11 protein-coding genes and 1 pseudogene are annotated in these 11,306 nt (G+C 49.8%); 8 read left to right on the top strand and 4 right to left on the bottom strand.

Going from position 1 to position 11,306, the window contains the following annotated elements; translation table 11 throughout:
• Positions 1-410: 410 nt before the first annotated feature.
• Positions 411-653, top strand: coding sequence for a transposase-like zinc-binding domain-containing protein (locus P4D80_RS25020; RefSeq protein ID WP_421656759.1), 243 nt, complete (start codon positions 411-413; stop codon positions 651-653).
• Between the two features lie 228 nt (positions 654-881).
• Here P4D80_RS25020 and P4D80_RS25015 read toward each other — a convergent pair whose 3' ends face one another.
• On the bottom strand, positions 882-1,217 hold the full coding sequence (locus P4D80_RS25015; RefSeq protein WP_421656758.1) for a DUF1772 domain-containing protein: 336 nt from the start codon (positions 1,215-1,217) through the stop codon (positions 882-884).
• A 182-nt stretch (positions 1,218-1,399) separates the two neighbouring features.
• Positions 1,400-1,603, bottom strand: a pseudogene (locus tag P4D80_RS25010) (NAD(P)H-binding protein); the annotation flags it as partial.
• A gap of 132 nt (positions 1,604-1,735) precedes the next feature.
• Here P4D80_RS25010 and P4D80_RS25005 point away from each other — a divergent pair.
• A complete protein-coding gene (locus tag P4D80_RS25005) occupies positions 1,736-2,026 on the top strand; it encodes a helix-turn-helix domain-containing protein (RefSeq protein WP_421656757.1) in 291 nt (96 codons plus the stop codon).
• Between the two features lie 13 nt (positions 2,027-2,039).
• Here P4D80_RS25005 and glmS read toward each other — a convergent pair whose 3' ends face one another.
• Entirely contained in the window at positions 2,040-3,995 is a 1,956-nt protein-coding gene (glmS, locus tag P4D80_RS25000) for a glutamine--fructose-6-phosphate transaminase (isomerizing) (RefSeq protein WP_421656756.1), read from the bottom strand.
• A 384-nt stretch (positions 3,996-4,379) separates the two neighbouring features.
• Here glmS and P4D80_RS24995 point away from each other — a divergent pair, with 384 nt between their 5' ends.
• The 5 genes from P4D80_RS24995 (at position 4,380) to P4D80_RS24975 (ending at position 8,665) form a co-directional block, all read left to right on the top strand.
• A complete protein-coding gene (locus P4D80_RS24995) occupies positions 4,380-5,186 on the top strand; it encodes an ABC transporter ATP-binding protein (protein ID WP_421656755.1) in 807 nt (268 codons plus the stop codon).
• 61 nt (positions 5,187-5,247) lie between these two features.
• Positions 5,248-5,910: an imidazoleglycerol-phosphate dehydratase HisB gene (hisB, locus tag P4D80_RS24990; protein WP_421656754.1), complete on the top strand. Its 663-nt coding sequence runs from the start codon at positions 5,248-5,250 to the stop codon at positions 5,908-5,910.
• 423 nt (positions 5,911-6,333) lie between these two features.
• A complete protein-coding gene (gene bcp / locus P4D80_RS24985; RefSeq protein ID WP_421656753.1) occupies positions 6,334-6,792 on the top strand; it encodes a thioredoxin-dependent thiol peroxidase in 459 nt (152 codons plus the stop codon).
• A 109-nt stretch (positions 6,793-6,901) separates the two neighbouring features.
• Positions 6,902-7,357 (top strand): NUDIX hydrolase, encoded by a 456-nt coding sequence (locus tag P4D80_RS24980; protein ID WP_421656752.1) that lies wholly within the window; start codon positions 6,902-6,904, stop codon positions 7,355-7,357.
• A gap of 495 nt (positions 7,358-7,852) precedes the next feature.
• Entirely contained in the window at positions 7,853-8,665 is an 813-nt protein-coding gene (locus P4D80_RS24975) for an alpha/beta fold hydrolase (RefSeq protein WP_421656751.1), read from the top strand.
• Here P4D80_RS24975 and P4D80_RS24970 read toward each other — a convergent pair.
• Positions 8,658-9,437, bottom strand: a complete 780-nt coding sequence (locus P4D80_RS24970) for a pantothenate kinase (RefSeq protein WP_421656750.1) — start codon at positions 9,435-9,437, stop codon at positions 8,658-8,660. The two genes, P4D80_RS24975 and P4D80_RS24970, sit on opposite strands and share 8 nt — an antisense overlap.
• 113 nt (positions 9,438-9,550) lie before the next feature.
• Here P4D80_RS24970 and P4D80_RS24965 point away from each other — a divergent pair, with 113 nt between their 5' ends.
• Positions 9,551-11,275, top strand: a complete 1,725-nt coding sequence (locus P4D80_RS24965; protein ID WP_421656749.1) for a diflavin flavoprotein — start codon at positions 9,551-9,553, stop codon at positions 11,273-11,275.
• The last annotated feature ends 31 nt before the right edge of the window (positions 11,276-11,306 follow it).

The raw sequence follows: 11,306 nt of genomic DNA, 5'->3' as shown, positions 1-11,306 counted from the left end.
CGTTAGTCGTAAAAATACTGCAAGTTCAAGTTGACGAGAAAATTATGAAGCAGAGACGGACTAACAGTCCTACGATAGTTGCTGTTGCTATTCCAATAGCAATATCTCAGTCAGAATCAGTGTCAGCATTCTAACTGTGCTAGCAAAAGATCCACGGTATTGCAGTCCCAATATTTCGATCTGATTCTGCTCCTTCAGGCAGTTCCCGTCTCAGTGCAATGCCGTGACATTTACAGCAAAGTGTAGAGATGCAGATGAAAGGAAGCTTAAACCAGTAGCAGGGATACTAGGTATGGCAAGCAGTAGGCTTATTTTGAAGCAAGGTAGTGCCCTTTTATAAGGGATAGAGAAAATTAGGAGTCGCTATTATGGATTAACCCTGATTATGCACCTACTGAACTTGATCCATCATGAAGCCGTATCTCCTCTGCCTGACCTGCGGTTCCGATGACATCATGAAAAACGGTACTACCCGTCGCGGCAAACAGAACTACAAGTGTCGCGATTGGGGTCGTCAGTTTGTGGAGAATTCCCAATGGCAACCGAAAGATAAAGACACCTGTGCGTTGATCGAGCGACTGTTGCTCGAACACATTCCCCTAGCAGGCATTGCACGAGTGCTGCAATTGTCCGAGAGCTGGTTGCAACAGTAGGTGAATGATTGCTACGCCGAGGTATCTCAGCAAGCAAAAGTAGTGGCCAAACCAACGACTCGACTAGTTGTACAGATGGATGGCTTTTTTCCTCTATCCTCTACGTAATGGCACTACCACATTAGTCGAACAACAAGATGCAACCCAGTTACAAAATGTAGTGGATGTCGTTAAAAAACTGTATAAGCAACTGAGAGCAACGCTAGATCAATAAGGCATCAGACTACTTTAAGGGTGTACTGTGAATAATACTGCCGCTGCCAATGATGCAATCGTTCGTACATGATTCCAGAATGTCCAGTTTTTCAGGTAGTTTGCCCAAAATGCTGCACCTTCAGTGCTGTTGGATTTAACGACTGCTAATGCGTCATTGAGCGGCACATTAAAGGCGATTGTTACACCCAATGAGCCAACGAGGTAGAGCAAACTGGCGACGAGCAAATAAGCGACACCGGGTTGTTGCCACTGGAGCAAAATGACAATTAGAATCAAACAAACGATGCCCGTGCCAATAAAGGCAATCATAAACCAGGGGTTAATCACCGTGATATTAATGGATTGCATGGCAGCAATACCCTGGGCTGGGGGGTTGTTAAGCCAGAGCCTTCATGACAAAGGTTGAGAAGGGAAAGAAGACTCCTGCAATTAGCCCACATCCAAGTGCTGCGACAAGTTTCAATGCGAATCAATGCGAAAAGCGAGTAGTTAGCTAGTGTCATAAAATACTTTATAAAATACTTTATGTTTCAATACGACAGAGCAGGTGTCTTGTAAAGGTATGAATCATCTGACAGTTGCTTCAGCATGAAGTCAGCAACATCGGCACGAGAAATTTGCAGTTTAGATGTCCGGTCAGTGCTGGGAAATCCATGTCGATAGGAATGAGTAAGATTTCCCTCGACAAAGGCTCCCGGACGAACAATAATCCAGTCCAGACCGCTTTGCTTGACATATTCTCCTGCTTTTCATGATCGGCATAGGGCTGTCTTAGAAAAAAAGCTAAACATGATGTATTTCCAGAAGAAGTTCAGATTCTCCCGATCTATAAAGGTAGACTGTCTCAGCGACAACTGGTGCAGGTGTTGGACTACATCAATGACCATCTGGAACAGGAAATTAAGTTAGCAGACCTGGCTGCATTACTGGGCATGAGTCAGTTTCATTTCTGCCATTTGTTCAAACAATCGATCGCCACCACTCCCTACCAATATCTGCTGCAACAGCGGATTGAACGGGCAAAACAACTGTTGAAACAAACTGACCAACCCATTATGGAAATTGCTCTCCGCTGTGGATTCAACAACCACAGTCATTTGAGTCAACAGTTTCGACGGCTCACAGGCATGACCCCAAAAGCATTTAGAGCAAACTAATAACAATGGTGAGTTATTCCACCGTAACCGATTTGGCTAAGTTACGTGGTTGATCAACGTCCAACCCTCTCCGAGCCGCAATATGATAAGACAACAGTTGCAGTGGAATCACCGTCAGAATCGGTGACAGAATTTCGTCCACATGGGGCACTGGAATCACTGTATCAAAGGTGTGTGCTGCTTCCTCTTCGTCCATTGGCGTTACTCCAATCAAGCGAGCATCACGGGCACGGGCTTCCTGGGCATTCGACAACACTTTTTCAAACACCGTTCCCGGCATGGCGATCGCTACGACTGGAACATTGGCATCCAGTAATGCGATCGGACCGTGTTTCATCTCACCCGCCGGGTAGCCCTCTGCGTGAATGTAGCTGATTTCCTTTAACTTCAAGGCTCCTTCCAGCGCAATTGGGAAGTTAATGCCCCGTCCCAGAAAAATGAAGTCTTGAGTTTCGGTAAAGTCATGGGCCAGTTCTTCAATGTAACGTTCCTGGCTTTCCAGAACGGATTCAATCAGCGCAGGCAGTTGTCGCAAACCATTAATGATTTCATCTAAGCGGTAAGGAGCGATCGTCTGGCGACGGTGACCTAAATCGATCGCCAGAGCATAAAACGCCATCAGTTGCGCCACGAATGTTTTTGTCGCCGCTACCCCGATTTCAATTCCAGCATGGGTGTCAATGATACGAGGAACCAGATGTCCCAACGAACTTTCGGGGCGATTGGTAATACCCAAAAGTCGCGCTTCGAACTGAGCAGATTTCATTGATCGCCGCTGCTTTTCCATCTCCAATGCAGCCAGGGTATCGGCTGTTTCGCCGGATTGAGTCACTCCAATGGTGAGCGTGTGAGGGGTCAGGGGTGAAGGAGCGTAACGAAATTCAGAAGCGTACTGCACTTGGGTAGGAACTTCAGCCAGTTGCTCCAGCAAATACTTACCCACCAGCCCAGCGTGCCAGCTGGTGCCACAGGCCACGATTTGAATATGCTGCAAATTGTTGTAGAACTCATCCGGCAAGTTGAAACGCACCGGAGAGTGCTGATGATCCGCGTGGAGCCAATCGGCATCGAAGTAGGATTCCAGACACGCCCGCACTACTCCTGGCTGCTCGTAGATTTCCTTGAGCATGAAGTGTTTGAACCCCTGCTTTTCGACCATAACCGGGTTCCAGTTAAGCGTGCGGGGTGCCTTTTTGAGCCGCTGCCCATCAAAGCTGTAAACTTCCACCCCCAGAGGAGTCATCCGCGCCAGTTCACCATTCTCCAGTGGCAGCACTGCGCGAGTGTAAGGCACCAGGGCAGGAGTATCCGAAGCGCAGTAAAATTCACCCTGGCCAAAGCCAAGTACCAGAGGAGCCTGTTGTCGTGCCACAATCAGTTCGTCGGGGTAGTCAGCAGAGATAACGGCGATCGCAAACGCTCCGTTTAATTGATTGACCGCCTGACGAACGGCTTCCAGGAGGGGGGTGGGGTGGGGTGGGAAGTTTTGAGTCTTGAGTTCTGAGTTTTGAGTGAACTCCTGGCTTCTGGCTCCTGACTCCTGACTCCTAATTTTCTGCAAACACTCTGCAATCAGGTGGGGAATGACTTCTGTATCCGTATCTGAGCGAAATTGGTGTCCTCTGGCTTTGAGTTTCTCTCGCAGTTCCCGATAGTTTTCAATAATGCCATTCTGGACAACCGCAATCCGGCAGGCGGTGTCCATATGGGGATGGGCATTATACTCTTCTGGCTTGCCGTGAGTTGCCCACCGGGTGTGACCAATCCCAATTTGAGATGGGTTGACTTCTCCTTCCAGCTTTTCTTGCAGGTTATGCAGCTTGCCCTTTGCGCGGACACAGTGGATTTCACTCTCCAAGACAGTAGCGATCCCGGCAGAATCGTAGCCCCGATATTCCAGCTTGCGCAGCCCTTCTAGCAGAATTTCACTGGCCGTTCGGGTGCCAATATAGCCAACAATTCCACACATTGCCCCAACTCCTACTCGCTACTTCGAACTTTTTAACCTTTGTGGAGGGTTGGTGTCTAGTTTAGGAAGTGAGAGGGAGGGGGAGAAGCCAGGAGTCAGGAGCCAGAAGGGGAAGGGAGTGGATGAGTGGGAGGTGGGGAGTGATGGAGTACTCCTCTCACCTCCCACTCACCCTCCTCTTATCCACCCATTCACTCTTTTCCCCTTCCCCATCACCCAGTTTCATAGGAGAATCGATTTTATACCAATTTATAATGATGAACCTTGCACATCACCCCACCGCCTTCGGCACCTCCCCTTGGCAAGGGGAGGTCAGGAGGGGTCAGATTTGCACTGTTTTCAAATCAAATTGGTATTAGTTAGAGGTATGCCACTTTGTATCGAATGGCTCAGTCCCACTCTACTGAATCCCAAACTTCGGTTCACGATCGCCCCGTTCTGGAAGCGCGGGGTTTGACTCGTCGTTTTGGTGGTTTGGTAGCGGTTAATCAGGTCTCTTTTGCGATCGCTCAGGGTGAAATCTTTGGGTTGATTGGTCCCAATGGGGCTGGCAAAACGACCTTGTTCAACTTGTTGACGGGATTAATTCAGCCTTCGGATGGGCAAATGCTGCACGATGGGGAAGATATTTCCCGGCTGCGTCCGTTTCAAATTGCCAGTCGGGGAATTGCCCGCACTTTTCAAAATATTCGGCTGTTTAGCCATCTCTCTGCACTTGAGAACGTCATGATTGCCCAGCACGTCCACACCTACAGCGGCGTACTGACTGGAGTGATGGGTTTGCCGCCTGCACCTCAGGAAGAAAAACAAATTCGCAAGAAAGCTATGGAGTTGTTGGAGCTTGTGGGTTTGGGCGATCGCGCCAACGAAATCGCCTGCAACTTTCCCTATGGCGACCAGCGACGACTGGAAATTGCTCGCGCTCTGGCCCTCAAACCCCGTGTACTGTTATTGGATGAACCGGCAGCCGGGATGAATCCGAATGAGAAGCACCAGCTCAGCGAGTTTATTCGTAATCTTCGTCAGCAGTTTGATCTGACGGTGCTGTTGATTGAACACCATGTGCCGCTGGTAATGGGATTGTGCGATCGCATCGCCGTCCTGGATTTTGGACAGCTCATTGCCCTCGGCGATCCAGCAAAAGTTAGAAATGATCCAGCCGTGATTGAGGCCTATCTAGGAGCTGAGTAGATGTAAGGATCGCGGATTCCATCGATAATGGATCCATAGATCCTGTTAAGTCTCAATATCCATGAACACCAGTAATGCGATTTCAGAACCCAGAAGCGATCGCGCTTTCAATCACTCCCAGGAGCTGACCCTACCCTGCCGCAGCGCATCGGTTAGCCGCAAAACGGGCGAAACTGACGTACATGTAAGGATCAACGTGGATGGCAGCGGGAACTGTACAGCCAAAACAGGCATTCCCTTCCTTGACCACATGCTGCACCAGATTGCTTCCCATGGGTTGATTGACCTGGATGTGCAGGCCACAGGAGATTACGAAATTGACGACCACCACACCAATGAAGATGTAGGCATCACATTGGGAATGGCGTTAGGCAAAGCACTGGGCGATCGCAAAGGCATCGTCCGTTTTGGACACTTCATCGCGCCTCTAGATGAGGCACTGATTCAGGTCGCCTTAGACTTCTCCGGTCGCCCCCATTTGAGCTATGGGTTAACCATCCCAACTGAACGAGTCGGCACCTACGACACCCAACTGGTAAGGGAATTCTTCGTGGCACTGGTCAATCACTCCCAAATGACCCTCCACATTCGTCAGTTGGATGGCATTAACTCCCACCACATTATTGAAGCCACTTTCAAGGCATTTGCGCGATCGCTCCGGATGGCGATCGAAATCGATCCCCGAAGAGCACAGACCATTCCCAGTTCTAAAGGAGTGCTGTAGCGGAGACAGAGGGTCCGTGTAATAGATGAGGGGGTAGAGGATAAGCGTCGGGTGTTGGAGCTGAGAAGTTATTAGTTGTTGGTTGTTAGTTGTTAGAAGGGGTGGATGGGTAAAGGGGTAGATGGGTGACGGAGTAAGAGAGTAGCGGAGTAATGGGGTCAGGACAGTTTTGAGTTCGGGTTTGTCAAATTTTTTGTGGCAATCCTGGACAAGGAGTCGAGGAAATCAGGGTTTCAAGGAGCCACAGCCCCATTTCTAGAACCGTCTTGTAGAGAAACCTCCCCCTATCCCCCCTCCCTATCCCAAACTGGACAGAGTGTAAAGAAACCTTTACTCTATCAGAGGGGACGCCCAATACCAATAGTTGCCGTCAACCCAGTCCCCAATTATCAACCGTAAACTTGTATCCCTTCCTCTATTTCTATGGTGCTTAAAGTTGGCGATCCGGCTCCTGACTTCAGCCTACCTGATGCTAAGGGCAATATCATCAGATTGTCCGACCTGAAGGGCAGGCGAGTGGTGCTTTACTTCTATCCCCGTGACAACACTCCAGGTTGCACAAAAGAAGCCTGCAGTTTTCGGGACTCCTATGCAGAGTTCCAGAGTAAGGATATAGTTGTCCTCGGCGTTAGTACGGATGATGCCAAATCCCATGAAAAATTTACAACAAAGTTCAACCTCCCTTTCCCACTCCTGATTGACGAAGAGGGCAAAGTAGCCACCACCTACAACAGCTATGGGTTGAAGAAATTTATGGGTAAAGAGTATATGGGCATCAGCCGCAACACCTTTATCATCGCTCCCGATGGTACGATTGAAAAGATTTATACCAAGGTTAAGCCCGAGAATCACGCAGAAGAAATTCTCGCTAATCTCGCTTGAGGGAGAATGCTACTCAGTTCATATGTCAGTGGTTCTAAAGAAGTACTTCCATCCTACTTGTGCATCTGCTGCCCTGAATAGTGGATGTGTTTAGCTCATGCTTTTGCCTATGCGTCAATGGTGGCATTTCACACAAACCGTTCTGGGTATTCTGTTTCGCCATCCGGTGATAGGCACCAGTATCATTCCCATCCTGCCTGACGGACGCATTGTGCTCATTCAACGGCGAGACAATGGCAAATGGGGATTACCAGGGGGTATGGTGAATTGGGGGGAAGACATTCCTACCACTGTGCAGCGGGAACTGGAGGAAGAAACTGGCCTAGAGGTTTCCAGAATTCGCCGTCTTGTTGGCGTTTATTCTTCACCTGAACGAGATCCTCGGGTTCACTCCATTTGTGTTGTGATTGAGGTCGAAGCTCAGGGAACGATGGAAATTAAAGATTCAATGGAAGTCAGTGATGTTCAGGCATTTGCTCCAAATTCCCTGCCTATTGGTACCCTCTCTCATGATCACGATCGCCAATTGCAAGATTATTTTAACGGTTTAACAACCCTTGCCTAGTAGACTGCCAAGCAGATTTTGAAGGATTTGCAATCCTTCAAAACTCCGTAAATTTGTTTTTCTGGGTTTATAGCGGTAGTCATTATGGTTAGGACGGGGTGCAGGGGTGAAACCCCTGGCTGGGTGCGAAGCCCCCACTCCCTCTCTAATTCCAATGTCCTAACGCACCCGCGTAGAGCTATAGATAACCAGGCAAAGTTCCTGTGGTGAACCACTAGGGTTGACTGGAAAGAACGAGCGAGCTCGCCGGATGCAGATAACCTTTGCTGCTCAACCAACCCTATTGGGAACGAGGGAAATTTATCGGTATGAAGGCGAGGGGGAGCACTGATCGTCTGCTCCGTCCGCCCTAACGTAACTATGCTGCTTGCACTTCTACAAATTCATCTGAAGAGCGAGGTTCTGGAATAGGCAACCCCTTTGGCGTAACATTTCAAGATGAAGCTCAATCGCTTCCTTAAACCTCTTGCCCATCCCCTTATTGACACAAACAGGATGCCTCTACCGATTCGCAACTCCCGCATCAGGCTATCCCAGGGTTTGATCTTCTGGCGTGAGGTGGGGCAGGGTCCTGCGCTGGTGTTTTTACACGGTTCCTGGCAGGATAGCAGCCAGTGGATGCCAGTGGTTGAGCAACTGAGCCAGGACTATCACTGCATTGTGCCAGACCTTTTGGGCTTTGGAGAATCTGAAAATCCTGATGTTCATTACTCGATTGCTCTGGAAGTAGAGTGTTTAGCAGAATTTCTAAGGGCGTTGAAGTTGCAACAGATCTACCTGGTGGGGCATTCCCTGGGAGGTTGGGTAGCCGCTAGCTTTGCCCTCAAATATATCGATCAGGTTGCTGGAGTTGTACTGCTGGCCCCGGAAGGTGTGCAAACGTGGGACAGGAAAGACCGCTGGTTTTGGGCACGGCTTCTGCTAGCACCCTGGGCCGATTGGGGGTTGCGATCGCTCCTCCCTCTCAGCAAAATCCTTAAGCTTCAAAGGATTGAACATCTGTTAGCTCGCCGCCAAAAGTTGCTTGCATCCTTAACTGCGTGCAAATTGCTTTTTTACCGGCGGCGATCAGAAATTAAGGCAGAATTTCTCAATGATCAATTGCGGTGGTTGAAAGTGCCTGCCTTGATTTTGCAGGGAGAACGGGATGGCGCAATTGCCATTTCCTTAAACCAGACCTATGCCCAGCTCGCTTCCAAAACTGAGCTGGAACAGATTCCGCAAGCCGGGGAAAATGTTTTGGGAATTCATCCTGATTTAGTTGCACAGCGTATTCGGGCGTTTGTCTCTGGAGTGCCAGTCAGGTAATTCTGAGTGCTCGGATACCTTCAAAAATCACATGGGGATTCAAGCTAATTTTTGATGCCAGTTCAGGCGATCGCTCCCCTAAATACTGATGCAAGTCTTTCCCATCACCGCCAGTCATTACTACAGCACTGCCCGGAAATTGCTGCCACCAATCCTCTACAAAGGATTGAATGCCTGCCAGCAAGGTGTAAAGGATGCCGCTGGCGATCGCATCCTCTGTGTTGAGAGCCCAGCGGTTCGGAAGAGGGTGGCTGGGTGGACGGGAGGATGGGTGGACGGGTAAGGCGGCGGTTGCCTCGCCTAGGGAGCGAAATTGGAGACCGAGACCAGGCAGAATTGCACCCCCAACGAGCTGATGATGTTCATCCGCTCCAGTGAATGTGAGAGCAGTGCCAGCGTCAATCATCAGTGCAGGACTGCCAACCGTTTGAATCGCTCCCCAAAGGGCAAGGGCGCGATCAATCCCAAAGGTGGAATACATTCCCTTCAGAGGGACCAATTTGAGTGAGATGAAGTGGGCATTAGGGTTGTTTTCCCAATAGTGATTTTGGGCAGGAACGACCGAAGCAATCCAGATTTCGCAGAGTTCCTTTAGCCATTCAACCTTTTCCTGATCCAGAGCCTCTTCCCCATTCTGGAAGCAGGCATGGGTCGGTGAGCCGGACAGATGGGGGGTATTCCAGGTTTTATGAAGACGATCGCCCTTAAACTGGGCCCAGTGCAATCGTGAATTACCAATAACCAAAGCTAGCCAGGATCCGGGTCGATCCATAAATTTACCTGATAAGTAACTTTACCTAACAAAACTTTACAAAGCTGGGGAGTGTACCAATAATATAAAGAAGAACTGTTGCAATCATTACGATTTGATTGGGAGGCACTTCAATGGTCGCGCTGACCACGGAACAGGTTCAATCCCGGCTAACGCTGGAAACGGTCGAAATTGCAGCGGATACCATGGGAATTCGATGTCTGGATTGGGACCGCGATCGCTTCGACATTGAATTTGCCCTCCAGAATGGCACCACCTACAACTCCTTCCTGATTCGGGGTGAAAAAATCGCCCTGGTAGATACTTCCCACGAAAAGTTTCGCCAGCTTTATCTGAATGCCCTCACCGGGTTAGTCAATCCAGCCCAAATTGATTATTTGATTATCAGCCATACAGAGCCTGACCATAGCGGTCTGGTGGCTGACCTTTTGAAATTGGCTCCGCAGGCAACAGTGGTGGGGGCCAAGGTTGCCATCCAATTTCTGGAAGATCTGGTACATCAACCATTCAAACGTAAGCTAGTGAAGAATGGCGATCGCCTCGACCTGGGTAACAGCCACGAATTGGAATTTGTCTCTGCACCAAACCTGCACTGGCCCGACACCATCTTTACCTACGACCACAAAACGCAAGTGCTCTTCACCTGCGATGCCTTTGGTATGCACTTTTGCGACGACTGCACCTACGATGAAGATCTGGACCTGATCAGCCCTGACTTTCGCACCTACTATGAGTGCCTCATGGAACCCAACGCCCGCTCTGTGCTGTCGGCGATTAAACGGATAAATGAACTGCCCTCGATTACTCAAATTGCAACGGGGCATGGACCGCTATTGCAACATCACATTTCCGAACTGGTGGGACGCTACAGGGAATGGAGTCAGGCTAAGGCGAAGGCAGAAACCACTGTTGTTCTGTTCTATATGTCGGAATACGGGCATAGCGATCGCCTCGCCCATGCCATTGCCCAGGGTATCTCCAAAACAGGTGTTGCTGTTGAGCAAGTCGATTTCCGAGCCGTGGAACCTCAGGAAGTGCGAGAACTAATGGACATTGCGGCGGGGATTGTCATTGGGATGCCGCCCCAGTCCCAATCAGCGGTTACTCAACCCGTCATCAGCACAATCCTGGCAGCCGCCCATGCCAAGCAATCCTTTGGTTTGTTTGAAGCCGGTGGCACTGATGACGAATCCGTTTACCCGCTAAGAAACCGCTTTCAGGAAATTGGTTTGACCGAAGGCTTTCCCCCCATCTTGATTAAAGAAACTCCCACAGAAGCTACCTACCAACTCTGTGACGAAGCGGGAACTGACCTGGGGCAGTGGCTCACCCGCGATCGCAGCATTAAGCAAATGAAGTCCCTCAACAGCGACCTGGATAAAGCCCTTGGGCGTATTAGCGGCGGGCTGTACATCATCACTGCTAAAAAGGGCGAAGCTTCCAGTGCCATGCTGGCATCCTGGGTGGCGCAGGCCAGCCTGGAACCCTTAGGGATCACCATTGCCGTAGCCAAGGACCGGGCGATTGAGTCATTCATGCATGTGGGCGATCGCTTCACGCTCAACGTGTTGCAAGAAGGCAACTACCAGCCATTAATGAAGCACTTCCTGAAACGCTTTCCTCCCGGTGCTGATCGATTTGAAGGGGTAAAAACCTATCCCGCCAACAATGGGGCTCCAATTCTGGCCGATGCCCTCGCCTACCTGGAGTGTGAAGTCATCAGTCGTCTAGATTGCAACGATCACTGGCTCGTCTACAGCACCGTTGAACTTGGTCGCGTCTCAAACACCGATGCCCTGACAGCTGTCCACCACCGTAAAGTTGGAAACCATTACTGATTCATAACGATAGCCATCAAAACCAGGACCT

It is taken from the genome of Leptothermofonsia sp. ETS-13 (genome assembly GCF_049200465.1).
Taxonomy (GTDB): domain Bacteria; phylum Cyanobacteriota; class Cyanobacteriia; order Leptolyngbyales; family Leptolyngbyaceae; genus Leptothermofonsia.
Note: the sequence above shows the minus strand (reverse complement) of the source record. Positions and strands in the feature narration are given on the sequence as shown.

Bases quoted from the DNA above. Each gene is read 5' to 3' on its own strand.
- hisB (WP_421656754.1), top strand. From the start codon at position 5,248: ATGAACACCAGTAATGCGATTTCAGAACCCAGAAGCGATCGCGCTTTC.
- P4D80_RS24965 (WP_421656749.1), top strand. From the start codon at position 9,551: ATGGTCGCGCTGACCACGGAACAGGTTCAATCCCGGCTAACGCTGGAA.
- P4D80_RS25020 (WP_421656759.1), top strand. From the start codon at position 411: ATGAAGCCGTATCTCCTCTGCCTGACCTGCGGTTCCGATGACATCATG.
- glmS (WP_421656756.1), bottom strand. From the start codon at position 3,995: ATGTGTGGAATTGTTGGCTATATTGGCACCCGAACGGCCAGTGAAATT.
- P4D80_RS24995 (WP_421656755.1), top strand. From the start codon at position 4,380: ATGGCTCAGTCCCACTCTACTGAATCCCAAACTTCGGTTCACGATCGC.
- bcp (WP_421656753.1), top strand. From the start codon at position 6,334: ATGGTGCTTAAAGTTGGCGATCCGGCTCCTGACTTCAGCCTACCTGAT.
- P4D80_RS25015 (WP_421656758.1), bottom strand. From the start codon at position 1,217: ATGCAATCCATTAATATCACGGTGATTAACCCCTGGTTTATGATTGCC.
- P4D80_RS24975 (WP_421656751.1), top strand. From the start codon at position 7,853: ATGCCTCTACCGATTCGCAACTCCCGCATCAGGCTATCCCAGGGTTTG.
- P4D80_RS24980 (WP_421656752.1), top strand. From the start codon at position 6,902: ATGCGTCAATGGTGGCATTTCACACAAACCGTTCTGGGTATTCTGTTT.
- P4D80_RS24970 (WP_421656750.1), bottom strand. From the start codon at position 9,437: ATGGATCGACCCGGATCCTGGCTAGCTTTGGTTATTGGTAATTCACGA.